General features: G+C 72.3%; 25 protein-coding genes and 1 pseudogene. 17 read left to right on the top strand and 9 right to left on the bottom strand.

What is annotated here, in order from left to right; translation table 11 throughout:
- Window positions 1–103: 103 nt before the first annotated feature.
- The 5 genes from ACZ516_RS14260 (at window position 104) to ACZ516_RS14240 (ending at window position 4,765) form a co-directional block, all read left to right on the top strand.
- Window positions 104–1,504: a DUF6421 family protein gene (locus ACZ516_RS14260; RefSeq protein ID WP_358913961.1), complete on the top strand. Its 1,401-nt coding sequence runs from the start codon at window positions 104–106 to the stop codon at window positions 1,502–1,504.
- Between the two features lie 26 nt (window positions 1,505–1,530).
- A complete protein-coding gene (locus ACZ516_RS14255; protein WP_361084604.1) occupies window positions 1,531–2,271 on the top strand; it encodes an SDR family oxidoreductase in 741 nt (246 codons plus the stop codon).
- A gap of 17 nt (window positions 2,272–2,288) precedes the next feature.
- Window positions 2,289–3,359, top strand: a complete 1,071-nt coding sequence (locus ACZ516_RS14250; protein ID WP_358579381.1) for a threonine aldolase family protein — start codon at window positions 2,289–2,291, stop codon at window positions 3,357–3,359.
- A 90-nt stretch (window positions 3,360–3,449) separates the two neighbouring features.
- On the top strand, window positions 3,450–4,043 hold the full coding sequence (locus tag ACZ516_RS14245; protein WP_361084607.1) for a transglutaminase domain-containing protein: 594 nt from the start codon (window positions 3,450–3,452) through the stop codon (window positions 4,041–4,043).
- Between the two features lie 26 nt (window positions 4,044–4,069).
- Entirely contained in the window at window positions 4,070–4,765 is a 696-nt protein-coding gene (locus ACZ516_RS14240; RefSeq protein WP_361084610.1) for a B3/B4 domain-containing protein, read from the top strand.
- 49 nt (window positions 4,766–4,814) lie between these two features.
- Here ACZ516_RS14240 and ACZ516_RS14235 read toward each other — a convergent pair whose 3' ends face one another.
- Window positions 4,815–5,543: a lysophospholipid acyltransferase family protein gene (locus ACZ516_RS14235; RefSeq protein WP_358579331.1), complete on the bottom strand. Its 729-nt coding sequence runs from the start codon at window positions 5,541–5,543 to the stop codon at window positions 4,815–4,817.
- A gap of 226 nt (window positions 5,544–5,769) precedes the next feature.
- On the opposite strand from ACZ516_RS14235, the gene ACZ516_RS14230 reads away from it, so the two are divergent.
- The 4 genes from ACZ516_RS14230 to ACZ516_RS14215 all read left to right on the top strand — a co-directional run bounded on the left by ACZ516_RS14230 (window position 5,770) and on the right by ACZ516_RS14215 (window position 8,848).
- The gene (locus tag ACZ516_RS14230) at window positions 5,770–6,096 is read left to right on the top strand and encodes a thioredoxin family protein (RefSeq protein WP_358579329.1); all 327 of its coding nucleotides are present in this window, start codon (window positions 5,770–5,772) and stop codon (window positions 6,094–6,096) included.
- A 205-nt stretch (window positions 6,097–6,301) separates the two neighbouring features.
- Window positions 6,302–6,811, top strand: a complete 510-nt coding sequence (locus ACZ516_RS14225) for a flavin reductase family protein (protein WP_469010294.1) — start codon at window positions 6,302–6,304, stop codon at window positions 6,809–6,811.
- Window positions 6,812–7,040: 229 nt separating this feature from the next.
- Complete coding sequence (locus ACZ516_RS14220; protein ID WP_358579324.1) at window positions 7,041–7,826, top strand: electron transfer flavoprotein subunit beta/FixA family protein; 786 nt, start codon at window positions 7,041–7,043, stop codon at window positions 7,824–7,826.
- A 59-nt stretch (window positions 7,827–7,885) separates the two neighbouring features.
- A complete protein-coding gene (locus tag ACZ516_RS14215; protein WP_361084617.1) occupies window positions 7,886–8,848 on the top strand; it encodes an electron transfer flavoprotein subunit alpha/FixB family protein in 963 nt (320 codons plus the stop codon).
- 58 nt (window positions 8,849–8,906) lie between these two features.
- Here ACZ516_RS14215 and ACZ516_RS14210 read toward each other — a convergent pair whose 3' ends face one another.
- Window positions 8,907–9,806 carry an endonuclease/exonuclease/phosphatase family protein gene (locus tag ACZ516_RS14210; protein WP_358579319.1) on the bottom strand — a complete coding sequence of 300 codons (900 nt, stop codon included), beginning with the start codon at window positions 9,804–9,806 and terminating at the stop codon, window positions 8,907–8,909.
- A gap of 245 nt (window positions 9,807–10,051) precedes the next feature.
- On the opposite strand from ACZ516_RS14210, the gene ACZ516_RS14205 reads away from it, so the two are divergent.
- The 4 genes from ACZ516_RS14205 to ACZ516_RS14190 all read left to right on the top strand — a co-directional run bounded on the left by ACZ516_RS14205 (window position 10,052) and on the right by ACZ516_RS14190 (window position 14,230).
- Window positions 10,052–11,344, top strand: coding sequence for a DUF6986 family protein (locus ACZ516_RS14205; RefSeq protein WP_469010292.1), 1,293 nt, complete (start codon window positions 10,052–10,054; stop codon window positions 11,342–11,344).
- Between the two features lie 74 nt (window positions 11,345–11,418).
- Window positions 11,419–13,218 carry a serine/threonine-protein kinase gene (locus ACZ516_RS14200; protein WP_469010290.1) on the top strand — a complete coding sequence of 600 codons (1,800 nt, stop codon included), beginning with the start codon at window positions 11,419–11,421 and terminating at the stop codon, window positions 13,216–13,218.
- A 25-nt stretch (window positions 13,219–13,243) separates the two neighbouring features.
- Window positions 13,244–13,750 (top strand): hypothetical protein, encoded by a 507-nt coding sequence (locus tag ACZ516_RS14195; RefSeq protein ID WP_469010289.1) that lies wholly within the window; start codon window positions 13,244–13,246, stop codon window positions 13,748–13,750.
- Between the two features lie 135 nt (window positions 13,751–13,885).
- Window positions 13,886–14,230, top strand: coding sequence for a hypothetical protein (locus tag ACZ516_RS14190; protein WP_361084630.1), 345 nt, complete (start codon window positions 13,886–13,888; stop codon window positions 14,228–14,230).
- Between the two features lie 29 nt (window positions 14,231–14,259).
- Here ACZ516_RS14190 and ACZ516_RS14185 read toward each other — a convergent pair whose 3' ends face one another.
- Window positions 14,260–15,327, bottom strand: a complete 1,068-nt coding sequence (locus ACZ516_RS14185) for a LacI family DNA-binding transcriptional regulator (protein WP_469010288.1) — start codon at window positions 15,325–15,327, stop codon at window positions 14,260–14,262.
- Between the two features lie 137 nt (window positions 15,328–15,464).
- On the opposite strand from ACZ516_RS14185, the gene ACZ516_RS14180 reads away from it, so the two are divergent.
- Window positions 15,465–16,433 (top strand): ROK family protein, encoded by a 969-nt coding sequence (locus ACZ516_RS14180; RefSeq protein ID WP_358579305.1) that lies wholly within the window; start codon window positions 15,465–15,467, stop codon window positions 16,431–16,433.
- Window positions 16,434–16,487: 54 nt separating this feature from the next.
- On the opposite strand, the pseudogene ACZ516_RS14175 reads toward ACZ516_RS14180, so the two are convergent.
- The 3 genes and pseudogenes from ACZ516_RS14175 to ACZ516_RS14165 all read right to left on the bottom strand — a co-directional run.
- Window positions 16,488–17,765: pseudogene (locus ACZ516_RS14175) on the bottom strand (glycoside hydrolase family 27 protein); the annotation flags it as partial.
- Window positions 17,766–18,042: 277 nt separating this feature from the next.
- A complete protein-coding gene (locus ACZ516_RS14170) occupies window positions 18,043–18,234 on the bottom strand; it encodes a CsbD family protein (protein ID WP_361084634.1) in 192 nt (63 codons plus the stop codon).
- Window positions 18,235–18,311: 77 nt separating this feature from the next.
- Window positions 18,312–18,710, bottom strand: coding sequence for an STAS domain-containing protein (locus tag ACZ516_RS14165; protein ID WP_469010286.1), 399 nt, complete (start codon window positions 18,708–18,710; stop codon window positions 18,312–18,314).
- Window positions 18,711–18,996: 286 nt separating this feature from the next.
- Here ACZ516_RS14165 and ACZ516_RS14160 point away from each other — a divergent pair, with 286 nt between their 5' ends.
- On the top strand, window positions 18,997–20,052 hold the full coding sequence (locus ACZ516_RS14160) for an NUDIX hydrolase (protein ID WP_469010284.1): 1,056 nt from the start codon (window positions 18,997–18,999) through the stop codon (window positions 20,050–20,052).
- Window positions 20,053–20,076: 24 nt separating this feature from the next.
- Here the strand turns inward: ACZ516_RS14160 and ACZ516_RS14155 are convergent, their stop codons facing one another.
- A complete protein-coding gene (locus tag ACZ516_RS14155) occupies window positions 20,077–21,432 on the bottom strand; it encodes a M20/M25/M40 family metallo-hydrolase (protein WP_469010283.1) in 1,356 nt (451 codons plus the stop codon).
- Window positions 21,433–21,566: 134 nt separating this feature from the next.
- Here ACZ516_RS14155 and ACZ516_RS14150 point away from each other — a divergent pair, with 134 nt between their 5' ends.
- The gene (locus ACZ516_RS14150; RefSeq protein WP_358579293.1) at window positions 21,567–22,769 is read left to right on the top strand and encodes a geranylgeranyl reductase family protein; all 1,203 of its coding nucleotides are present in this window, start codon (window positions 21,567–21,569) and stop codon (window positions 22,767–22,769) included.
- A gap of 24 nt (window positions 22,770–22,793) precedes the next feature.
- Here ACZ516_RS14150 and ACZ516_RS14145 read toward each other — a convergent pair whose 3' ends face one another.
- A complete protein-coding gene (locus tag ACZ516_RS14145) occupies window positions 22,794–23,354 on the bottom strand; it encodes a carboxymuconolactone decarboxylase family protein (protein WP_469010281.1) in 561 nt (186 codons plus the stop codon).
- Window positions 23,355–23,436: 82 nt separating this feature from the next.
- Window positions 23,437–24,891, bottom strand: coding sequence for a CoA transferase (locus tag ACZ516_RS14140; protein WP_469010280.1), 1,455 nt, complete (start codon window positions 24,889–24,891; stop codon window positions 23,437–23,439).
- 175 nt (window positions 24,892–25,066) lie between these two features.
- Between ACZ516_RS14140 and ACZ516_RS14135 the strand changes: the two genes are divergently transcribed.
- A complete protein-coding gene (locus ACZ516_RS14135) occupies window positions 25,067–25,330 on the top strand; it encodes an acyl carrier protein (protein ID WP_361084644.1) in 264 nt (87 codons plus the stop codon).
- Window positions 25,331–25,333 lie beyond the last annotated feature (3 nt).

Raw genomic sequence — 25,333 nt, 5'->3', positions numbered from 1 at the left:
GGGCGGGGGGCGCACAGGATAATTTCCCGAGGCCCCCCTTGTCGCGGAGAACCATGCACGCATACGGTGTCCATACGCGAGGTTCTCCCGTGGAAGGTGGGACATGACGGAAATTCTTGTGCAGGCGGGTACGGAGGGTGCGGTTCCTTCCGCTGAAGGGCGAGTGGTGGACCACCCGGCGTGGCCGGTGCTCAAGGACGCCGTGGAAGAGATCAGGCCCTGGCAGTCGAAGGACGGCTCCATCGACTTCGCTGCGGAGGGCGCCCCGGCCCAGGCCGCCGCGGAACTCGCCGTGGAGCGGGTGATCTCCGCCGTGGAGCAGCTCAGCCCGCTGCTGCCGCACGACATCGCCTACCACCGCGCGCTCGTGGCAGACCTGCGGCGCTGGGCCGAGAGCGGCTTCCAGGTGCCGGACTTCCTGGACTCGCTGCTCGCCTTCCAGCCCGCGGCGAACCGCCGGGACGGCCTCCAGCACTTGGTGGTCTTCCCGATGTACACGCAGAACGGCAACCCCGACCGCAATCTGGAGGCGGTCGTGCTGCGCATGGTCTGGCCCCAGTGGCTGGCCGAGCTGGAGCGCACGCGCTACGACAATCCGCTGTTCTGCGGCATCACCTTCGAGGACTTCACCGCCGGGTACGACACCAACTCGGCCGTGCTCTTCCCCGAGACGATCGCCGTGCGCGAGGCCCCGGAGCGCTTCTCCTGGGGCGGCATCTTCTGTGACCGCGAGGCGGCCCGCTTCCGCCGCGTCACCGACGCCGCCGTCGACATCCTCGGGCTCGAACTGCCCGCGGACATCCGCGACATGGTCGGCGACCAGGACCGCTGCCAGCAGGCGTTCGTGCTGTGGGACATGGTCCACGACCGCACGCACAGCCACGGCGACCTGCCCTTCGACCCGTTCATGATCAAGCAGCGCCAGCCGTTCTGGATGTACGGCCTCGAAGAGCTGCGCTGCGACCTCACCGCCTTCAAGGAGGCCGTGAAGCTGGAGGCCGACGGCTTCCCGCAGGGCCGCGACGTGCAGTACGCGGTGCTCTTCGACCGCATGTTCCGCTTCCCGGTCACCGGCGAGCGCGTGCGCAACTACGACGGGCTCGGCGGCCAGCTCCTCTTCGCCTACCTCCACAAGCACGACGTGATCCGCTGGACGGACAACAAGCTCACCATCGACTGGGAGCGCGCGCCGCGGGTCACCAACCAGCTGTGCGCCGAGATCGAGGACCTCTACCGCGCGGGCATCGACCGCCCGAAGCTGGTCCATTGGTTCGCCGCCTACGAGCTGGTCTCCACCTACCTCGCCCCGCACCCGGGATCGCGCTGGGCCAAGGGCCCCGAGGCCCTGGACACATCGCTGCCGCCGCGCAAACTGGTCGACGAGGTGCTTCCCGACGAATTTCCGCTCAGCATGTTCTATGAGGCGCTCTCCAAGAAGCTGAAGCACGTGATCGCCTCCACCAAGGGGATCACCGCCTCGGGCGCCGAGAAGGTCGCCGCGTGAGCGGCCGCCAGGAGGAGGCGAGGACCATGTCCGCACTCGATGGAGCCGTGGTCGCGGTGGCCGGGGCCGGCGGCGCCGCGGGGCGCGCCACCCTGCTGAGGCTGGCCGAGGCGGGCGCCACGGTCGTGGCGTCGGACGCCGATCCGCTGAGCCTGCACGAGGCCGTGGACGCCGCCCGGTACGCGCACGGCGGGGCCACCGTCATCGGCGACACCGTCGACCTGCTCGATCTGGACGCCGCCCGCGAGTGGGCGACGCGTACGGAGAAGGAGTTCGGGCGGATCGACGGCCTCGTCCACCTCGTGGGCGGCTGGCGCGGCAGCAAGAGCTTCGCCGAGACGGACCTCGCCGACTGGGACTTCCTGGAGAAGCTGCTGATCCGCACCGTGCAGCACACCTCCCTCGCCTTCGAGGACGGACTGCGGCGCAGCGACCGCGGCCGCTACCTGCTGATCAGCGCGGCGGGCGCCGCCAAGCCGACGGCGGGCAACGCGGCGTACGCGGCCTCCAAGGCGGCGGCCGAGGCCTGGACGCTCGCCCTCGCCGACGCCTTCCGCAAGGCGGGGGGCGAGGACGGTCCCCGCGCGGCGGCTGCGATCCTGGTGGTCAAGGCGCTGGTGCACGACGCGATGCGCGCGGAGCGGCCGAGCGCGAAGTTCGCGGGCTTCACGGACGTCAAGGAGCTGGCCGAGGCCATCGCCGGCGTCTGGGAGCGGCCCGCCGGGGAAGTGAACGGAACCCGCCTGTGGCTGACCGAGAAGCCGTGACCGCCGCCAAGCACGCCGTGAACCCACCGAAGACCGACGCCCGCCGGCACCACGACCCGGACCTGCGCGGCTTCGCGAGCGACAACTACGCGGGCGCGCACCCCGAGGTCATGGCCGCCCTGGCCCTCGCCAACGGCGGCCACCAGATCGCGTACGGCGAGGACGACTACACGGAGAACCTCCAGCGGGTGATCCGGGGCCACTTCGGCCCGAGCGCCGAGGCCTTCCCGGTGTTCAACGGCACGGGTGCCAACGTCGTCGCGCTCCAGGCGCTCACCGACCGCTGGGGCGCGGTGATCTGCGCCGAGTCCGCGCACATCAACGTCGACGAGGGCGGCGCCCCCGAGCGCATGGCCGGCATCAAGCTGCTCACGGTGCCCACGCCCGACGGCAAGCTGACGCCGGAGCTGATCGACAAGCAGGCGTTCGGCTGGGAGGACGAGCACCGCGCGATGCCGCAGGCTGTCTCGATCGCGCAGAACACCGAACTGGGCACGCTGTACACGCCCGAGGAGATCCGCGCGATCTGCGAGCACGCGCACCAGCTCGGCATGAAGGTGCACCTCGACGGTTCGCGGATATCCAACGCGGCCGCCGCGCTCGACGTGCCCATGCGCACCTTCACGAACGCGGTCGGCGTCGACATCCTCTCGCTCGGCGGCACCAAGAACGGTGCCCTGTTCGGCGAGGCCGTCGTGGTCATCAACCAGGACGCCGTGCGCCACATGAAGCACCTGCGCAAGATGTCGATGCAGCTCGCCTCCAAGATGCGCTTCGTGTCCGTGCAGCTGGAGGCCCTGCTCGCCAAGGACCTGTGGCTGCGCAACGCCCGGCACGCCAACGAGATGGCCCGGCGCCTGGCCGAGGGCGTCCGCTCCGTGCCCGGCGTGGAGATCCTCTACCCGGTGCAGGCCAACGCCGTCTTCGCGCGCCTGCCGCACGAGGTCAGCGAGCGCCTCCAGAAGCGGTACCGCTTCTACTTCTGGGACGAGGCGGCGGGCGTGGTGCGCTGGATGTGCGCGTTCGACACCCGCGAGGAGGATGTCGAGGGGTTCCTGGCGGCGCTGAAGGAAGAGATGGCGCGCTGATCCGGACCCCACGCTGCATGACTGCATAGATATGCGACTGGCCGTAAAGGTATTGACCTGTGGTCGGTCGCATTTCTATGCTCCCGTGGCATGCAGCTGATCCAGAAGAACTCCGACCTGTCCGCGTATCTGGCGGCGGACGACGTCATCGACCACCATCATCCCCTCGTGCGGGAGAGAGCCGCACGGCTCGCCGACAAGGCCTCGGATTCATACGTATACGCCCAGGCCGCCTTCGAGTACGTCCGGGACGCCATCCCGCACTCCGCCGACAGCGGCGACCCGCGGGTCACCTGGCGCGCCTCCGACGTCCTCGCGCGGGGCACCGGCATCTGTCACGCCAAGGCGCACGCGCTGGCCGCGCTGCTGCGTGCCGAGGACATCCCGACCGCGCTCTGCTACCAGCGGCTGACGCACGACGCCGGAACCGGCCACTGCGTCCACGGACTCGTCGCCGTCCGCTTCCGCGGGGCCTGGCACCGGCAGGACTGCCGCGGCAACAAGCCGGGCGTCGACGCCCGGTTCTCGCTGAGCGGCGAGCGGCTGGCCTTCTCGCCGGACGCGAAGTCCAGTGAGGTGGACTATCCGGTACTCTATGCTGCACCGCACCCGGCGGTTCTGAGCGCCCTGAAGAACGCCCCGGACCGACGCCACCTGTGGGAGAACCTTCCCGACGCGCTCTGACGAGCCCCGACGCAGCGAGGCAGCCCATGACCGACGCGCCCCTGACCCTCACCGTCTCCGACGAGGTGCGCACCCTCGCGCCCGGCTTCACCCACGTCGCCGTCGAGGCGTACGGCCTGACCAACGGGCCCAGCACCGACGCCGGTGCGGATCTCCTGGCGGAGGCCGCACGGCGACTGGCTCTACGGCTCGACGGCCGCGCCCCGCACGAGGACCCGCACATGGCGGCCTGGCGCGCGGCCTACACCGCCTTCGGCGCGAAGCCCTCGCGCACCCGCAACTCCGCCGAGGCGCTCGCCAAGCGGGCGCTCGCCGACGGCGGACTGCCCCGGATCAACGTCCTCGTCGATCTCTACAACGCGGTCAGCGTGGCCCATCTGATCCCGGTCGGCGGCGAGGACCGGGACCGGATCAAGGGCGGGATGCGCCTGGTGCGGGCCGAGGGCACCGAGGACTTCGTGACCGCCGCGGCGGGGGAGCGCGTCATCGAGCACCCCGAGAAGGGCGAGGTCGTGTGGTGCGACGACGAGGGCGTCACCTGCCGCCGCTGGAACTGGCGGCAGGGGCCGCGCACCCGGCTCACCGAGGAGTCGGTGAACGCGATCTTCCTGCTGGAGGGCATGGGCCCGCACGCCGGCCTGGAGAGCGCGGGCGCCGAGCTGGCCGAACTCCTGGAGAAGTTCAGCCCCGGCGCGCGGATCACCGTCCACGCGCCGCGCTGAGACCGCCGGCCGCGCTGAGTCCACGCGCCGCGACCGGCCGGGCGCCGGGTCAGCCGGCCTCGGAGGCCTTCACCTCGGCGGGGGTCGGCGCCGTACCGCCGAGGTGGGCCGGCATCCACCAGGTGTCGTCCGGACCCTTGGGGCGCACGGGGTAGGCGCGCTGCGCCGCTTCCAGGAGCTCCTGGCAGCGCTCGCGCAGCCGCCGCGTGATCGCACCCGCGTACTGGTCCTTGGGCGCCTCGACCGGCTCGCCCACCCGGATCGTGATCGGCAGGTGGCTGCGCCGGAAGTTGCGCGGGTGGCCCTTGGTCCACAGCCGCTGCGTGCCCCACAGGGCCATCGGGATGAGCGGCACCCCGGCCTCCTGGGCCAGCCGCGCGGCACCCGACTTGAACGTCTTGAGGGTGAAGGACTGGGAGATCGTCGCCTCGGGGAAGACGCCGATGATCTCCCCGGAGCGCAGCGAGTCCAGCGCGTGCGCGTAGGCGGACTCACCCTGCGTGCGGTCCACCGGAATGTGCTTCATCCCGCGCATGAGCGGCCCGGAGATCTTGTGCCGGAAGACCGACTCCTTGGCCATGAAGCGCACCAGCCGCTTCTGCGGCAGGGCGGCGAGCCCGTCGAAGATGAAGTCGAGATAACTGATGTGATTGCTGACCAGGACCGCGCCGCCGGAGCGTGGGATGTTCTCCGACCCTTTGCAGTCGATCTTCAGGTCCCACGCCTTGAACAGCGTTTTCGCTGCACCGATCACGGGGCGGTAGACAAGCTCTGCCATGGGTGGAGAGGGCCCTTCGTTTCTGCCTGCGGAAGGGGGCTTCCGGCGGGAGGTTACGCAGCCGTAGGTTTTACGGCATTGCGCAGATCGTGCCCCAAGAACGGACGAGTGACCAGCCTTGGTGCCGTCAATCCGGGAGATTCTCATCACGTCGGAATCTTTCGCGGGTATCGGGACGCTGAACAGGGGAGCGATCGGATGACATGCACAGAAGCGGGAGGCGCACGTGCCAGGGGATGACGCGGAACAGCGGCTCGGCGCGGCGGACCTCGGACATGAACTGGGGGAGCGGGCGACGCTCGTGCAGTTCTCCAGCGCCTTCTGCCGGCCCTGCGGGGCGACCCGCAGAGTGCTCGCGGACGTCGCCGCGATGGTCCCCGGGGTCACCCATGTGGAGATCGACGCCGAGGAGCACCTCGACCTCGTGCGCCGGCTGCGCGTCGAGCGGACGCCGACCGTGCTCGTCCTGGACGCGCACGGCGATCCGGTGCGGCGCGCCGCCGGCCAGCCCCGCAAGGCCGACGTGATCGCCGCACTGGGCCAGGCCCTGTGACCGGTCCGGCGGCACCCGGTGACGGACTTGACGGCACGCGGTGTCAGTGGCGAGGCTTCCCCCATGCCTCGGGACCTTCTTCTGAACGAGCCGTGCGAGCCGTACGGGCGCGTCCGCGTGGACCGCGCCCGCCCCGCCGGTGCCCGCTGTCCGCACTGCTGAGCACCGACGTCTTCGCTCTCACCTCCGGCAGAAGGACAACCCCGTGACGGCATCGTCAGCCCTCGGCGCGCCCCGGCTCGCCTCCCCCGATCTGCTGCGCTCGGTCTTCCGGCGGCACGCGGCGGGGGTCGCCGTGATCACCGCGGCCCACGGCTCCACCCCCGTCGGCTTCACCGCCACCTCGCTCACCTCGGTGTCCGCCGAGCCCCCGATGATCTCCTTCGGCATCGGCACCGGCGCCTCCAGCTGGCCCGCGGTCTGTGAAACCGCGCATGTGGGCGTGCACATACTCGGCGAGCACCAGCAGGACCTGGCCGCCCTATTCGCGCGCAGCGGCGCCGACCGCTTCGGGGCGCCCACCAGCTGGCACGAGGGGCCCGAGGGCGTGCCCGTGCTCGACGGCGCGCTCGCCTGGCTGGTCTGCCGGATCGTGGCCCGCGTCCCCGCCGGCGACCACCGTCTGGTGCTCGCGGAAGTCGTCACCGGCGACGGATCGGGCGAGGGCCGGCCTTTGCTGTACCACCAGGGGCGCTTCAACGCTCTGCGCGACTGAGAGTTCCCGTTCGGGGGCGGGCGGCCCGATTACGGAGCGTTGGGAAGGTCACAGTTCAAAGCGCTTGCTCAGCGGGAATGAACTGGGTGTACTCATGAGTAATATTTCGGTCGGAGCGCGGGCCGCCCCGACCGGGATCCGCCGCTTCAGGCGCCTATGCTGCCTGCAAGAGGCAGTGGCCATGAGCCGAGGCAGCAGCCCGTAAAGACGATGCAGTAGGAGAGCCGGCGTGAGCTTGAGGATCGTTGTCTGTGTGAAGTACGTGCCCGACGCCACCGGCGACCGGCACTTCGCCGATGACCTGACCGTCGACCGCGACGACGTCGACGGCCTGCTGTCGGAGCTCGACGAGTACGCGGTCGAGCAGGCGCTGCAGATCGCCGACGGGGCGGACGACGCGGAGATCACCGTGCTGACCGTCGGCCCCGAGGACGCCAAGGACGCGCTGCGCAAGGCGCTCTCCATGGGCGCCCACAAGGCCGTCCACGTCGAGGACGACGACCTGCACGGCAGCGACGTCATGGGCACATCCCTGGTGCTCGCCAAGGCCATCGAGAAGACCGGCTACGACCTGGTCATCGCCGGTATGGCCTCGACGGACGGCACCATGGGCGTGCTGCCGGCGATCCTCGCCGAGCGCCTCGGCGTCCCGCAGGTCACCCTGCTCTCCGAGGTCTCCGTCGCGGACGGCGTCGTCAAGGGCCGCCGGGACGGCGACAGCGCCTCCGAGCAGCTGGAGGCCTCCCTGCCGGCGGTCGTGTCCGTGACGGACCAGTCGGGCGAGGCCCGCTACCCGTCCTTCAAGGGCATCATGGCCGCCAAGAAGAAGCCGGTGGAGTCGCTCGACCTGGACGACCTGGGCATCGACGCCGAAGAGGTCGGCCTGGAAGGCGCCTGGACCAAGGTCGACTCGGCCGCCGAGCGTCCGGCCCGCACGGCCGGCACGATCGTCAAGGACGAGGGCGAGGGCGGCAAGCAGCTCGCCGAGTTCCTCGCGGGCCAGAAGTTCATCTGAGCTTCAGTCACCCCCTCAACCGCCCCAACTTCTTCGCAATCGCAGGAGATTGAAGTCCCATGGCTGAAGTTCTCGTCTACGTCGACCACGTCGACGGCGCCGTCCGCAAGCCCACCCTGGAGCTGCTGACCCTGGCCCGCCGCATCGGCGAGCCCGTCGCCGTCGCCCTCGGCAACGGCGCCGAGGCCACCGCCGCCACGCTCGCCGAGCACGGCGCGGTCAAGGTGCTCACGGCCGACGCCCCCGAGCTCGCCGACTACCTCGTCGTACCGAAGGTGGACGCGCTCCAGGCCGCGTACGAGGCGCTCTCCCCGGCCGCCGTGCTGCTGCCCTCCTCCGCCGAGGCCAAGGAGATCGCGGCCCGCCTCGCGGTCCGCATCGGGTCCGGCATCATCACGGACGCCGTCGACCTGGAGGCCGGCGACGAGGGCCCGGTGGCCACGCAGTCCGCGTTCGCCGCCTCGTACACCACCAAGTCCCGCATCACCCGGGGCACCCCGGTCATCACGGTCAAGCCGAACTCGGCCGCCGTGGAGGCCGCCCCGGCCGCCGGCGCCGTCGAGGCCCTGACGGTCTCCTTCTCCGAGAAGGCCACCGGCACCAAGGTCGTCTCGCGCACCCCGCGCGAGTCGACGGGCCGCCCCGAGCTGACCGAGGCCGCGATCGTGGTCTCCGGCGGCCGCGGCGTCAACGGCGCCGAGAACTTCTCGATCATCGAGGCGCTCGCCGACTCGCTCGGTGCCGCCGTCGGCGCCTCCCGCGCCGCCGTCGACGCCGGCTGGTACCCGCACTCCAACCAGGTGGGCCAGACCGGCAAGTCGGTCTCCCCGCAGCTGTACATCGCCTCCGGCATCTCCGGCGCGATCCAGCACCGCGCGGGCATGCAGACCTCGAAGACCATCGTGGCCATCAACAAGGACGCCGAGGCCCCGATCTTCGACCTGGTCGACTACGGCGTGGTCGGCGACCTCTTCGAGGTCGTCCCGGCCCTCACCGAAGAGGTCAAGTCCCGCAAGGGCTGATCTCCTCGCTCGTACGAAGGCCCCCGCCCCGCGCCCGCGAGGTGGGGGCCTTCGCGCGTCACAGCGTCAGCGTCGCCTGCACCGGCAGGTGGTCGCTCGGGTACTGCCCGCCGAGTGCGAACGTGTTCACCGACGCCGAGTGCACCTGCGCCGTCGGCCTGGTCAGGATCCAGTCGATGCGCCCGCCGCCGACGACGGGCGGCTTGTAGCCGCCGAACGTGCCGTACGCCGGGCCGCGTTCCTTCGCGGCGTCCCAGGTGTCGACGAGGCCGGCGCCCAGCATCGTGGTGTACACGGCGCTGTCGTGCGCCGTCGCGTTGAAGTCGCCCGTCACGATGAGCGGCGTGCTCGTCTTCATCAGGGCGATGCGCTCGGCCATGAGGGTCGCCGAACGCTCGCGCGCGTTCTGGCTCACATGGTCGAGGTGCGTGTTGAGGACGTACAGCTGGGTGTTGGTGACCAGGTCGAGGAAGCGCACCCAGGTGGCCATGCGGGGCGAGTTGGCGCCCCAGGTGTTCGAGGCGATGGTGTACGGCGTGTCCGAGAGCCAGAAGTGTTCGTATTCGAGCGGGAACAAGCGGCGGTTGTCATAAAAGACGGCCATGAACTCGTCGCGGCTGCCGCCCCCGACCCCGGTGCCGACCCAGTCGTAGTCGGCGCCGAGATCGGTCTCGATGTCCTGGAGCTGGTAATAGAGGCCTTCCTGGGTGCCGATGACGTGCGGCCTGGCGCGCAGCAGCATCTCCCGTGCCGCCGGGCGGCGTTCGGGCCAGGTGTGCGGCGGTTTGTTGCTCGCGAAGCGGACGTTGTACGACATGACCTCCAGGCGGGCGTCCGGCGCCTCGGCGGCATGGGCCTGCCGGGGGGACAGCGCGGTGCCGAGCACGGGGAGCGCCACGGTCGCGGCGAGCGCGGCCCGCAGGCCCGAGCGGCGCGTGAAGGAGGAGTCGATCGGCACACAAGCTCCTTGGATTCGATCCGCGCGGCCGACGCCGGAAGCGGGGGAGGATGTGGGCCACAGACTGTCCGCATCGGCCGCCGACTGGGTCCGGGACACGCGTGATCCCGCGCGGTCGGCTACGGATGCAGGACACGGGAGGGTGTTGACCGGCGCGAGGGTCACGGATAGCTTCGCCATACGGATTGTTGATTCCGTGAAGCGGAATTGCCGGGCGCGGCACCGAGCGTGTGGAGGAAGCGGGAATGGGTCAGCAAGAGAAGGTGGCGACGAGCCTCGCCGGCGCGGTCAGCGAGGGCATCAGCGCGTCCCTCGCCCCCGTGGACGCGGAGCTGGCGCGCCGCTACCCCGGAGACCCCGGCACGCGCCAGCCCGTCCACACCGTGTACGTCCCCGGTGAGCAGTTCGGCGCCGACACCATCCGCACCTGGGGCGACAAGGCCCTCGCGATGCTCGACGAGCACGCCCCGGACGCCGCCTCCTTCGCCGCCGTCCTCGGCCTCGGCGACGACCTCGCCGAAGCCGTCTACACGCGCGTACGGAACAAACTGGAGCGCGAGCCCGTCGAGGACCTCCGCGTCGACTTCGAGGACGGCTACAAGGGCGCCGACGAGGACCAGGACGCCGCCCGCGCGGCGCGGCTCATCGCCGAGGCGTACCGCGACGGCACCGCCGCCCCGTACATGGGCATCCGCATGAAGTGCATGGAGGAGGCGGTGCGCGACCGGGGCATCCGCACCCTCGACGTCTTCCTGTCGGGCCTCATGGAGGCCGGCGGGCTGCCGGACGGACTCGTCCTGACGCTGCCCAAGGTGACCTACCCCGAGCAGGTCACCGCGATGGTCCGCCTCCTGGAGGAGTTCGAGAAGGCGCGCGGCCTGGAGCACGGCCGCATCGGCTTCGAGATCCAGATCGAGACCAGCCAGTCCATCCTCGCCACCGACGGCACCGCCGCCGTGGCCCGCATGATCCAGGCCGCCGAGGGCCGCGCCACCGGCCTGCACTACGGCACCTTCGACTACAGCGCCTGCCTCCACGTGAGCGCCGCCTACCAGGCCAGCGACCACCCGGCCGCCGACCACGCCAAGGCCGTCATGCAGGTCGCCGCCGCCGGCACCGGCGTCCGGGTCTCCGACGGCTCCACCAACGTCCTGCCCGTCGGCACCACCGAGCAGGTCCACGACGCCTGGCGGCTGCACTACGGCCTGACCCGGCGCGCGCTGGCCCGCGCCTACTACCAGGGCTGGGACATGCACCCCGGCCACATCCCCACGCGCTACGCCGCCGTCTTCGCCTTCTACCGCGAGGGCTTCGCGGCCGCCGCGAGGCGGCTGGCCGCCTACGCCGGGCACCACGAGGGCGGCGGCGTGGCCGACGAGCCCGCCACCGCCAAGGCGCTCGCCGGCTATCTGCTGCGCGGCCTGGACTGCGGCGCCCTCGACGCCGGCGAGGTCACCCGGCTCACCGGACTGACCCTGGCCCGCCTCCAGGGCTTCGCCGGCCCGCGCCGCGGCGACCTCACCGCTTCCGGCAAGTAACACCCGGCACGCCCCGTCACCGCCGCCCCTTAGTCTGTACGCCACGGAAAGTGGTTCACACGGACGGGGCAGCGGTGCATTCGGGGGATCAGGAACACACGGGCGAGGCGGGCACACTCCTCGCCGGGCGCTACCGCGTCGTGGCGCGGCTCGGCCGCGGCGGCATGGGCGTCGTCTGGCGCGCCGTCGACGAGGTGCTGCACCGCGAGGTCGCGGTGAAGGAACTGCGCACGTACACCGACGCGGGCGGCCCCGAACTGGCCGACCTGCGCCTGCGGATGCAGCGCGAGGCCCGCGCCGCCGCCCGCGTGCGCCACCCCGGAGTCGTCGCCGTGCACGACGTCGCCGAGGTCGACGGGCGGCCGCTCATCGTCATGGAGCTGATCGACGGCCCCTCCCTGGACGACGTGCTGCGCGAGCGCGGCGCCCTCGACCCCCGTACGGCGGCGGGGATCGGCGCCAAGGTCATGGACGCCCTCGCCGCCGCGCACCGCGTGGGCGTCCTGCACCGCGACGTGAAGCCCGGCAACATCCTCCTGGAGAGCGGCGGCCGCGTCGTCCTCACCGACTTCGGCATCGCCACGATGGACGACCCCGGCGACGGTTCGGCCACGCACCTCACCCGCAGCGGCGAACTGGTCGGCTCCCTCGACTACTTGGCGCCCGAGCGTGCCCAGGGCCACGACCCCGGCCCCGGCTCCGACGTCTGGGCCCTCGGCGCCACGCTGTACGCGGCGGTCGAGGGCTCCTCGCCCTTCCGCCGTACGTCGACGTGGTCCACGCTCACCGCGATCGTCACCGACCCGCTGCCCGAGCCGCACCGCGCGGGCCCGCTGACGCCCGTACTGCGCCGGCTCATGGACAAGGACCCGCAGGCGCGCCCCGACGCCGCATCGGCGCTGCGACTGCTCGACGGCGTCGCGCGGGCGGACGCGGGCACGGGCCCCGCAGCCGCGGTCGGTGCCGGGCTCGGGCCGCGCGGCACCACGGAGCGCAGCATCCCGAGCACACCCCCGCCGGGCTTCGGACCGCCGCCCTCGGTGGACCCGCCCGCACCTCACACCCCCGCGTCCTTCGGGGCCCCGGCGTCGGCGGCACAGCCCTTGGCGGCGCGGCCCGCCGCTCAGAGCCCGCCGCCCGTCGTCCTCGGCGAGACGCGCGCCACGCGACGGCCGCGCCGGGGCCGGGCGCTGCTCACCGCCGTCGCCGTGGCCGTGGTCCTCGCGGCCACCGGCGCGACCGCCGCCTTCCTGAACGGCAAGGACGACAGCGGCGGTCCGACGCGGGAGGACGCGCTGCCCGCCGGCTCGGGCCCGACCGAGGACGACGGCAGCCGCGGCTCCCTGGGCGGCGGCTCGAAGCGCCCCGGGCCGAAAGAGGGGGGTAAGGACACGTCCCACGAGCCGGACGCGAAGCGCTCCAAGGGCAGCTCCGAGGACAGCTCCAAGGACGGCACCGACGGCGCGCGGCGCGACAAGCCCAAGACGGGCGCCAAGACCAAGGACCGGGACGAGCCCGCCTCGCGCCCCGACCCCGGCTCCGAGCCGAGTGGCGCGAGCAAGCCGCGCGACGGCGGCGGCCCCGCCGAGGACCCCGTCTGCCACCCCGTCGGCGGCGGCAAGTACAACTGCTCGGTGTGGACGGCCGCGAAGTCCTACACCGTCGCCGGCACCGAAGTGGGCGTGCTGAACGCGGGCACGAACTACTTCTACTGCCAGCAGAACCTCGGCCGCCGCGAGACGCACGGCCAGTGGACGAACGTCTGGTGGGCGAAGACCGACGACGACAAGGGCAACACCGGCGTCTTCGTCAGCGACGTCTACATCAAGGGCGGCGACAACGACAAGCCGCTGCCCGGCCTGCCCACCTGCTGAAGCGCCGAGATCGGACGACGCCCCCGTGCACGACACCCCCGACGCCTCCGGCGCCCCCGCCACCGCCGGCCCGAACGGCGCCGAGGAGCTGCGGGCCCGCGTCGAGGCGGCGGCCGACGGCACGGCGTACCGCTACCGCTGGACGGAGCGGGGGTTCGACCTGATCGCGGACGTGCCGCTGCCGGGCGGGCGCCGCGTCCACACCTACCGGGTCGTGCTGCGCCCGGCCGAGCGGGCCTTCACGCTGACCGACGTGGTCCGCACCGATGAGCGAGGCGCGTTCGGCACCACGCACAGGACCGTGGAGAGCGGCCGGGCGCGGTACCGCACCTGGAGCCGTTCGCTGGACGGCTCCGAGCGGCACTCCTTCTCCTCCGCCGACGGCCACCGCCTGATCCGGGGTGTGGCGCGGGAGCTGGGCTGGCGGGAGACCCGGCCGGCCGCGGCGAAGGGCGCCCTCGTCGCCGGCGCCGTCGGGGGGCTGATCGCCCTCGGCACGCTGGTCGCTCTCGCGGTGGTCTTCTGGCCCTGATCCGGCACGCGTGCGCGGGACACGGCGTGGCGGGTGTCGCGCATTCGGAGGCATTCCTGGTGCGCCCGGCCCGACCGCACAGGAAGCTCGGTGAGGAACCGCTGTATCCGCGAAGCGAGGAATCCAGGAGCAAGCATGCGTGCGCCCACCGTTCTGACCGCCCTCGGCCTGACCGCCGCCGCCGTCCTGGCCGCCACCGTCCCGGCGGCGGCCGCCACCGCTCTCCCCGAGCGTCCCCACACCGGCGCCGCGGTGGCGCCCGCTCGTCTCACGGCCGCCCCCACACCCCCGGGCCAGGAACCGCTCGGCGGTGTCCTCGGCTCGCTCGTCGACGTCGTCACCAATCTGCTCGGAAGCCTCGTCGGACCAGCGGGGCAGGGCCTCGGCACCAAGGACCTCACGAACGGCGGGGTGACCGACGGACGCCAGGCGCCGCTGACACCGCAGCTGACTCTGCCGGGCCTCGGGACCGGCCGCTGAGCCGAGGGCCCACTTCCGACGGCGACCGCTCAGTCGGCGGGCGGTAGTTCCCCCGACCCGCGCGTGATGAGCCGCGTCGGCAGCTCGACCCGCTCCGGAGCCACGGACGCGCCGTCGAGCTGCCGGAAGAGGCGCTCCGCCGCCGTCCTGCCGAGCTGGGCCGCGTCCTGGGCGACCACGCTCACGCCGGGGTCCAGCAGGTCGGCCAGCTCGATGTCGTCGAAGCCCACCAGGGCCACCGGCCGGTCGAGGCCGGCGAGGACACGTACGACCGTGACGGTCACGCGGTTGTTCCCGGCGAAGACCGCCGTCACCGGCTCGGGCCCCGACAGCATCTCCTCGGCCGCCGCGCACACCCGCCGCGGGTCGGTGACGCCCAGCGACACCCACGCCTCGTCGACCGGGATACCCGCGTCCTCCATCGCGGCGCGGTAGCCCCGCAGCCGCTCTATGGCGGTGTGGATGCGCGGCTGGTCGCCGATGAAGCCGATGCGGCGGTGGCCGTGCGCGATGAGGTGCGCGACGCCGTCCCGCGCTCCGCCGAAGCTGTCGGAGAGCACCACGTCGGCGTCGATCCTGCCCGCGGGCCGGTCCACGAAGACGGTCGCCACCCCGGCGGCGATCTCCGGCTCCAGATAGCGGTGGTCGTCGCCGGCCGGGATGATCACGAGGCCGTCGACCCGGCGGGCGCACAGCGCGAGCACCAACTCCTGTTCCCGGTCCGGGTCCTCGGCGCTCGATCCGTTGATGAGCAGCGCGCCGTGGGCCCGGGCGACCTCCTCCACGGCTCGGCTCAGCGGACCGTAGAACGGGTCGGCGAGGTCCTCCAGGACGAGGCCGATGCTGGCGGTGCGGCCCTTGCGCAGCACGCGGGCACTGTCGTTGCGGCGGAAGCCCAGGGCCTCGATGGCCTCCTGGACGCGGCGCTCGGTGTCGGGCGTGACGCCCGGCTCGCCGTTCACCACGCGCGAGACCGTCTTCAGGCCGACTCCGGCGCGGGCGGCGACGTCCTTCATCGTCGGCCGGTTGCCGTAGCGGTTGTCGGGTCCTCGGGCGGCGGTGTCGGCCACGGTGCGCTGTCCTGTCCTGTCGTCCACGAACTTCTGCCTCCGGGGCGGGCGGCCGTCCCCGGGCGTGTGGCGTCGAGCATAGGGCCTGGACAACGTTGTCAGATGCGAGGGAGACTGACCTTCGCACTCTCCGGCCTGCCCTTACACCAGGAGACCCGACACAGATGCACATGGACCTCGTCGCCGCACTCGACATCGGCGGCACCAAGATCGCCGGCGCCCTGGTGGACGGGCGGGGGCGCATCCTGCGGCGCGCCCAGCGGCCGACCCCCGCGCGCGAGGACGGCGACACGGTGATGCGGGCGGTCGCGGAGGTCCTCGGCGAGCTGACGTCCGACGAGCTGTGGGGCTCGGTCACCGCCGTCGGCATCGGCAGCGCGGGCCCGGTGGACGCCTCGGCGGGCACGGTCAGCCCCGTCAACGTCCCCGGCTGGCGCGGCTTCCCGCTGGTGGAGCGGGTCCGCGCGGCGACCGGCGGGCTGCCCGTCCACCTCGTCGGCGACGGCGTGGCGATGACCGCCGCCGAGCACTGGCTGGGCGCGGCGCGCGGCCACGACAACGCGCTGTGCATGGTCGTCTCGACCGGTGTCGGCGGCGGCCTCGTCCTGGGCGGCAAGCTCCACCCGGGCCCCACCGGCAACGCGGGCCACATCGGGCACATCAGCGTCGACCTCGACGGCGACCCCTGCCCGTGCGGCGCGCGCGGCTGCGTGGAGCGCGTGGCGAGCGGTCCGAACATCGCCCGGCGCGCCGTGGAGGGCGGCTGGCTCCCGGGGCCCGACGGCGACACGTCCGCCGCCGCCGTGGCCGCCGCCGCGCGCGCCGGGGACCCCCTCGCGCGCGCCTCCTTCGCCCGGGCCGCGCAGGCGCTCGCCGCCGGGATCGCCGCCACCGCCACGCTCGTCGAGATCGACATCGCGGTGATCGGCGGTGGTGTGGCGAAGGCGGGCGACCTCCTCTTCACCCCGCTGCGGCGGGCGCTCGGCGACTACGCCACGCTCTCCTTCGTGCGCCGCCTCACCGTGGTGCCAGCCCTGATGGGCACCGACGCCGGCCTGGTCGGCGCGGCGGCGGCCGCGCTCGGCGCGGCACCGGGCGCGGCGGAGGGGACGCGCTCGACGGTGGGCGGCTGAGCCCGGCCGGCCCTCGCCGGGCCGCGAGCCCGGCAAGGTCCGGAAGAGGCCCTAGCCCAGTTCGACGGCCCGCGGGTGTTCGGCCCGTTTGCCGTGGGCCGTCGCGCGCAGCAGCACGGTGCCGTGCGCGGGGACCGTCGCCGAGATCCGGCCCGCCGTGCGGGAGCTCTTGTGCCGCCACAGGTCGCGCAGCGTGTACGCGGGGGCGTCGGGGAGGCCGACCGCCTTCGCCGTGGTGGAGATGGTCCGCGCGGTGCCGCTCTCGTTGAAGAGGGCGACGGCGCGGCTGCCGCCCCTCAGCTCCTTGACGACGACCCAACGGCCGTTCTCGGCGGAGAGGACCCTCCCCTGTCTGCCCAGCGGGTCCTGGTCGACGGCGACGACTTCCTTGTTGCCGAGGATCTCGAAGGTCTTCGGGGCGACCTTGCGCAGGTCGGAGCCGATGAGCAGCGGCGCGGCCATGATCGACCACATCGAGAAGTGCGTGCGGTACTCGGTGTCCGTCATGCCGCCGTTGCCGACCTCCAGCATGTCCGGGTCGTTCCAGTGGCCGGGACCCGCGTACGCGTCGAGCGGCAGGTTCTGCTTCATGATCGAGACCATGGAGGCCCAGTTGTCGCTGATGTCACCGGTGGTGCGCCACAGATGGCCGACGTTCGCGGCCCACTCCCACGGCTTGTTCTCGCCCCATTCGCAGATGCTGTAGACGATGGGCCTGCCGGTCGCCCTCAGGGCGTCCCGCATCGCGATGTAGCGCTTCTTGGCGTCCACGCCCTGGTTGTTGCAGTTGTCGTACTTGAGGTAGTCGACGCCCCACTCGGCGAACTGCCGCGCGTCGCCGCGCTCGTGTCCGAGGGCGCCGGGGAAACCGGCCTCGTTGCAGGTCTTGGTGCCCGCGCTGGTGTAGATGCCGAACTTGAGGCCCCTGGCGTGGACGTAGTCGGCGACGGCCTTGATCCCGTGGGGGAAGCGCTTGGGGTCCGGCACCAGTTCGCCGTCGGCGTCGCGCTGGGGCAGCGCCCAGCAGTCGTCGATGTTGACGTACTGGTAGCCGGCGTCCCTCAGACCCTTCTCGACGAAGATGTCCGCGATGCCCTTGACCATCGCCTCGTCGAACTCGGCCCGGCAGTGGGTGGAGTTCCAGTTGTTGAAGCCCATGGGAGGTGTGGCCGCGAGGCCGTCGGGGAGCCGCGCGGAGGGCTCGGCGGCGGACGCACCGGCCGTGTCGTGCGCGAAGGCCGGGGCGGCGAGGCTCCCGGCGCACAACAGGGCGGCGGCGAGCGGGCCGACCACTCTTCGGTGGCGGGCGGCGGGGGACGGGAGCTGACGCATCGTTACGTTCCTCCGTACGTGCGGAAGACGCCGGGGACGGCGTGCTGCTGGACGCGCGGCCGCCAGAGCCGCACTCCTACTCTTCGGGGGCCTTCTCCCACCGCAAGAGTCCCCGTGCGGAACAAGCACACGAACAGGCCAAGCGGGGCCCGGCAGCACAGCGCCCCCACCCGGACCTCGGGCGGGGGCGGAACACCTGCGTCACCGCACTGGAACACGCGGTTCGATGCGGCTGCGAGTACGCCCTCACTCGTGCGGGCGTACTGCGGAACACGCCCTAGGAGTCGTCGCGCTTCAGCGAGTCCTTCATGCCCTTGGCCTTGTCGCGGGCGGAGCCCATGGCCTTCTTGGCCTCGCCCTTGGTCTGGTCCGTCCGGCCCTCGGCCGCGCGCCGGTCGTCGCCGGTGGCCTTGCCGGTCATCTCCTTGGCTTTGCCCTTCAGCTTGTCCATGCCGCCCTTGTCACCCATGGCTGCTCCTTGTGTCCTGATCCGTCGCCCGGGGGCTTACCCGGCCAACGTAAGACGAAGGGGCGCGCCGCGCTCGCTCAAGCGTCGCGCTGCGTCACCTCGCCGAGGGCGGCCAGCGCCGCGCCGACCGTCGGCGCGGGGCGCAGGAGCCCGATGAGGTGGGTGAGGCGCAGGATGCGCAAGGTCAGCGGATGGGCGCACACGACGCCGAATCGGGCGCCTCTCTCGCTCACCCGCCGGTGAACCCGCACCAGCATGGTGAGGCCGGAGCAGTCGAAGAAGTCGACCTCGCTCAGATCGACGAGCACGATCGGTTCCGGTCCCGAGGCCACCGCGTCGATCAGCGGAGCTATCCGCCGACAGCCGGCGAGGTCGATCTCGCCGTGCAACTCGACCACGATCGCGTGGTCGATCTCGTACACGCGCGGTGGGGTGTGTTCCTCGCACGCGTATTCGCTCAGTTCGTCCTGCCGCATTGATCCCCCCAGCGCCGACGCCGACCTTCGTGGGGGCGGCGCGGCGGAATGCCAGTTCTCTCGGGTGCACCGGGGACTGGGGCGCCTCGTGCTCACGCTAGCGGTCAGCGGCGCACCCTGGAGTGCGGGAACGATTCACGAAAAGCCGACATCGCGCGATCAGGTGAAACTGAGGCGAGTCGCTTGACAGATGGTTGGGCCGTGCGCACTCCTCATCTATCAGCCCTTGGTTTCCGTGACAGGGTGTCGCGGGCAAGCCACAGGGGCCAACGGAAGAGGGGGAACCGTGATCGTCTGGATCAACGGCGCGTTCGGTGCGGGCAAGTCCAGCACCGCACGGGAACTGATCGAGCTGATCCCGAACAGCACACTCTTCGACCCGGAAGTCATCGGCGGCACACTGCCCGGCCTGCTGCCGCCCAAGCGTCTCGCCGAGGTGAGCGACTATCAGGACCTGCCGATCTGGCGCCGCCTCGTGGTCGACACGGCGGCCGCGCTCCTCGCCGAGGTGGGCGGCGTCCTCGTGGTGCCGATGACACTGCTGCGCCAGGAGTACCGCGACGAGATCTTCGGCGCTCTCGCCTCCCGCAGGATTCCCGTGCGGCACATCCTGCTCGCCCCGGACGAAACGATCCTGCGCGAGCGCATATCCGGCCGCGAGGCACCGCCCCACCTGCCCGGCCGCGGCGACCCGCGCCCATGGCCGGGCGACCACATCGAGCCCTACCGCGCCGCGCTCGCCGGCTGGCTCGGCGCCGACGCGCACCGCGTCGACACCAGCGCCCTCAGCCCCCGCGAGACCGCCGCACGCCTCGCGGACGCCGTGCGCACCGGCTCCGCGCCCGCCTGCGACATCGTGCAGACACCCGAGCCCACCGCGGAGACCGTCGCCGCCGGGGTGCTGCTCTTCGACGAACAGGACCGGGTCCTGCTCGTCGACCCGACGTACAAGGCGGGCTGGGAGTTCCCCGGCGGCGTCGTCGAGCCGGGCGAGGCGCCCGCGCGCGCCGGCGTGCGCGAGGTCGCCGAGGAGACCGGCATCCACCTCCGCGACCCGCTGCGCCTGCTCGTCGCCGACTGGGAGCCGCCGAAACCGCCCGGCTACGGAGGGATGCGGTTCCTCTTCGACGGCGGCCGGCTCGACAGCGACGCCGCCCACCGCGTGCTGCTGCCCGGCCCCGAGCTGCGCGGCTGGCGCTTCGTCACCGAGGAGGAGGCCGCCGGCCTGCTGCCCGCCGTGCGCCACGAACGGCTGCGCTGGGCCCTGCGGGCACGCGAGCGCGGCGCTCCGCTCTACCTGGAGGCGGGTGTCCCCCTGGACGGAAGCCCGCCCAGGGGATAGGAGACCGCCCTCGGGGGACGGCCGTCAGCTCGCGGCGTACTTCCGCAGGAACAGCGCCTCGGCGACCGAGAGGCGCTCCAGCTCCTCGGGCGACACGCTCTCGTCGACCGCGTGGATGCGCGCCTCGGGCTCGTTCAGCCCGATCAGCAGGATCTCCGCGCTCGGGTAGAGCGACGCGAGGGTGTTGCACAGCGGGATCGAACCGCCGTGGCCCGCGTACTGCATCTCCTGGCCCGGGAAGGCCTCGCTCATCGCCTCGGCCATCGCCGCGTACGCCGGGCTCGTGGTGTCCGCCCGGAAGGGCTGGCCCTGGCCGATCTGCTCGGTGTGCACCCGGGCGCCCCACGGTGTGTGCGCCTCCAGATGGGCCTGAAGCAGCTTCGTCGCCTCGGCGGCGTCCACGCCCGGCGGCACGCGCAGGCTGATCAGCGCCCGCGCGCCCGCCTGCACGGACGGCGTCGCGCCGAGCACCGGCGGGCAGTCGATACCGAGCACGGTGACGGCCGGGCGCGCCCAGATCCGGTCGGAGACCGTGCCCTCACCGATCAGCCGGACACCGTCCAGGACGTGGGCATCGCCGCGGAAGGCCTCCTCCTCGTACTGCAGGCCCTCCCAGACCGCGTCGCTCGTCAGACCGTCGATCGTCGTCGAGCCGTCCTCGGCGCGCAGCGAGTCGAGGACCCGCACCAGCGCCGCGAGCGCGTCGGGCGCCGCGCCGCCGAACTGCCCCGAGTGCAGGTTCCCCGCCAGGGTGTCGACACTGACGCGTACGAGAGTCATGCCGCGCAGCGACACCGTCACCGTCGGCAGGCCCACCCGGAAGTTGCCCGCGTCGCCGACGACGATCGTGTCGGCCGTGAGCAGCTCGGGGTGGCTCTCCGCGTACCGCTCGAGGCCGCCCGTGCCCTGCTCCTCCGAGCCCTCCGCGATCACCTTGACGCTCACCGGCACGCCGCCGTTCGCCTTCAGGGCGCGCAGGGCGAGCAGGTGCATGATGACGCCGCCCTTGCAGTCGGCGCTGCCCCTGCCGTACCAGCGGCCGTCCCGCTCGGTCAGCTCGAACGGCGGACTGGTCCACGCGGCCTCGTCCAGCGGCGGCTGCACGTCGTAGTGCGCGTACAGAAGGACCGTCGGCGCGCCCTCGGGGCCCGGCAGGAAGCCGTACACCGACTGGGTGCCGTCCGGGGTGTCGAGCAGCGCGACGTCCTGGAAGCCCTCGGCGCGCAGCGCGTCCGCCACCCAGTTCGCGGCGGCCTCGCTCTCGCTCCTCGGGAACTGCTCGAAGTCCGCCACCGACTTGAAGGCCACCAGTTCGGTGAGCTCCGCCTTCGCCCTCGGCATGAGTGAGGCGACGGTCTCGGCGATCGGATGCGGCGACATGGGCACGCTCCTCGTGGTGCGATGTTGTGCGTGTGGGTGGAGGTGATCCTCCCACAGGAGGGGCGCGAAGGGCTCGGCCGTAGGATGCCTGGGGAAAGCGCGGCCAACAGCGGGATCAGGAGCGGTAGACCAACGTGAGCAGCGAGAACTCAGCGGACGACGCCCGGTACGTGTGGGACGTCGTCGTGGTCGGGGCCGGCCCCGCGGGGGCCTCGGCGGCCTACGCGGCAGCCGTCGCGGGACGCAGCGTGCTGCTCCTGGAGAAGGCCGAACTCCCGCGGTACAAGACGTGCGGCGGCGGCATCATCGGTCCGTCGCGCGATTCCTTGCCGCCCGGCTTCGAACTGCCGTTGCGCGACCGGGTGCACGCGGTGACGTTCTCCCTGGACGGGAAGTTCACGCGTACCCGCCGCTCCCGGCAGACGCTCTTCGGGCTCGTCAACCGGCCCGAGTTCGACCAGCGGCTCGTCGAGCACGCCCAGAAGGCGGGCGCCGAGCTGCGCACCGGCGTCACCGTCGCCCGCGTGGAGCAGCACGGGCCCGAGGTGCCCGACCGGCGGACCGTCGCCGTCGTGCTCCAGGGCGGCGAGACCGTCCTGGCCCGCGCCGTGGTCGGCGCCGACGGCAGCGCCAGCCGGATAGGCGCGCACGTGGGCGTCAAACTGGACCAGGTCGACCTCGGCCTGGAGGCCGAGATCCCGGTGCCCGCGACCGTCGCCGAGGACTGGGCGGGCCGGGTGCTCATCGACTGGGGTCCCCTGCCGGGCAGTTACGGCTGGGTCTTCCCCAAGGGCGACACCCTGACCGTCGGCGTGATCTCCGCGCGCGGCGAGGGCGCCGCCACCAAGCGCTACCTGGAGGACTTCATCGCCCGGCTCGGCCTCGCCGGCTTCGAGCCCAGCATCTCCTCCGGGCACCTGACCCGCTGCCGCAGTGACGACTCGCCGCTCTCCCGCGGCCGGGTCCTCGTGTGCGGGGACGCGGCGGGCCTCCTGGAGCCGTGGACCCGTGAGGGCATCTCCTTCGCGCTGCGCTCCGGGCGGCTCGCGGGGGAGTGGGCGGTGCGGATCGCGGAGGCGCACGACGCGGTGGACGCCCGCCGCCAGGCCTTGAACTACGCGTTCGCCGTCAAGGCCGGGCTCGGGGTGGAGATGAGCGTGGGGCGCCGCCTGCTCCAGCTCTTCGAACGCCGGCCCGGCATGTTCCACGCGGCGATCACCGGCCTGCGCCCCGCGTGGAACGCGTTCGCGAAGATCACCCGCGGCTCGACGACGCTGGCCGAACTGGTGCGGACGCATCCGCTGGCGCGGCGGGCCCTGAGCACGCTCGACCGCTAGCTCCCCGGGCGGCGCTGCCGCGGGTCAGTGGTCGTCGTGCATGGTCTGCGCCATGCGCACCAGTTCGTCGCCCTGGGCCGCGTCCACCTCGACGTCCAGGACGGTGCAGACGCGGCCCAGCAGGAAGTAGAAGCCCGCCAGGACGAGGGTCTCGACGATCTGCTCCTCGGTGTAGTGGGCCGCCACGGCCGTGTGGAGGGCCTCGTCCACGAAGGGCGCGGTGGCCGCGGCGGCGGCGAAGCCGAGGAGCGCCCGCTGGGCCGGGGTGAAGACGTCGGCGTCGTACCGCTCGGCGCGCACGGCGGAGCGCTGGGCGTCCGTGACCCCGACGGCCCGCGATATGGGCACGTGCTGCGCCCACTCGTACTCCGCCTCGTAGACGGTGCCGTAGGTGAGGATGAGCAGTTCGCGGTCGACCGCGTCGAGACTGGCGTCGGCGAAGAGCGCGGCGCCCAGCCGGGCGATCTGCGTGACCGACCGGGGGGCGTGGCCGAGCGTCCGGTAGACGTTGATGACGCGCCCCTGGGCCAGCGAACGCAGCGACTGGGGCAGGGCCTCGGTGTCGAGGCAGGGGATACGGGACATGAGAGGGCTCCTCGGGATACGGCAGGGGCACGGCAGGGGTGCGCCGACGGCGCGACAGGGGCGCGACAGGGGGCGCGGGGTGTCAGGACGCCACGTCGTCGTACCAGCGGGGCTGTGACGAGCCGCGGGGGACGAGCAGCGGGCCGCGCCAGGCGGGCGGTGTCTCGCTGAGGCTGACCGGCGGCGCCACGAGGGAGAGGTCGCCGAGCGGGGTGGCCCGGGCGATGCGCCTGGGCGAGGGCACCTGGGCCGGCACCGCGAGCCGCTCGGACTGCTCGCGCGTGAACGTGCCCAGCTCCCAGGCCCAGTTGGAGACACCGGCCAGCGAGACCTTGACCTGGTAGCTGCCGCCCTCGCGGGCGCGGCGCAGGACCGCGCTCATGACGCCGGCGGCGGCGAGATAGGCGGCCAGGTAGTCGTTGAGCATGCGGCCGGGCGGCAGTTGGGGGCGCCCGTCCTGCCGCTCGCTCCAGTTGACGCCGGTCAGGGCCTGGGCGTGCTGGTCGAAGCCGCCGCGCTCCTGCCAGGGGCCGCTGTGCCCGTAACAGCGCACCGAGACGTGGATGAGACCGGGTGAGATCTCGGCGCACTCCTCGGGGCCGAGTCCGAGCCGGGCCATCTTGCCCGGCCGGTGGTTGTGCACGAACACGTCCGCGGTGCGCAGCAGGTCCTCGAAGGCGCGCCGCCCCTCGCCGCCGGCGGCCAGGGCGAGGCGGGCCGAGCGCAGGCCGACGCCCGTCTCGTTCCAGCACAGGTCGTGGTCGAAGGCGTTCGGCTCGCAGACGTGCAGGACGTCGGCGCCCTGCTCGGCGAGGACCCGGCCGGCCGCGGTGCCCGCGAAGACGTGCGTGAACTGCAGGGAGCGCAGCCCGGACAGCGGCTGGGCGCCGGCCGGCAGCGGGCGCGGCGGGGCGTCGCCCACCCGCTCCACGGACACGAGGGGCTCGGCGAGCACGGCCCGGCCCTGGGGGTGGTCGAGGAACTCCTCCCTGCTGCGCACGATGGCCAGCGGTATCCCCTTGGCGGCCGCTTCCTCCTCCAGGTCCCAGGAGATCCGGCCCGCGATGGCCCGGCCGATGTGCTCGCGGGTGTGCGCGGTGCCGAGCAGGTCCAGGAAGGCGTCCCGGGTGTGGGGATAGCAGGCGATCGGGATGGCCCAGCGGTCGTCCGCGGTGCGGTACAGGTCCCACAGGGCGGGGGCGGGGGTGCCGCCGAGGCCGAAGACGCTGCCCATGTTGGAGCCGTAGCCGTTCAGGGTGTTGCCGCCGCCGAGGTAGGGCGTGAGCTGGTGGAGCGCCTGGCCGAGGTCGAGACCCAGCCGCTGCGGGCGGCCCGTCGCGGTACGCCAGATCTGCGCGGCGCCGACGGCGGCGGACAGCAGGGCAATCCCCATCGCCGAGCCCAGGCGCAGCGTGGAGGGCACCAGCGGGTCCCGCCCCTCCACCACCAGTTCGCTCACGGCCTCGGCACGGGACAGACCCAGCGCCTTCAGTGTCCTGTCTAATTCACCGACCAAGTCGAATTCATTTTCATCCATGTCATGGAACATAACACCGATGTGCCATGGATAAACCATCCTGCGGACGTACGTCGGCCATTGCCGCGGGCCATCAGTGGGCTATCAGGTCACTATCAGGAACGGCTGTTTCGATTTTGGTCAGCAGTCGATTCGTAGAGAGGCGGTGGCGTGGGTGTCGCAAGATTTTCCCGCCATGGAGAAGCTGAGGCTCCTGCCGGAGCACGAGCGCCGGGAGCTCGTCGAGGAGCTGGTCGTGGGGGAGTTCAGAAGCGCCCTCTTCATGACCCCGCATGAGGAGTTCCCGCTGGACACGGGCTTCCTGGACCTGGGGCTCACCTCGCTGCGGCTCAGCGAGGTGAAGCTTTCCCTGGAGCGGAAGCTGGACTGCGAGATTTCGACGGCCGCTCTCTTCGGTCACCCGACCGCCGGTCACTTGATAGACCATCTCTGTGCGTGATCA

This window comes from Streptomyces sp. NPDC034037 (assembly GCF_055575715.1).
This window is presented reverse-complemented; position numbering and strand designations above follow the sequence as displayed.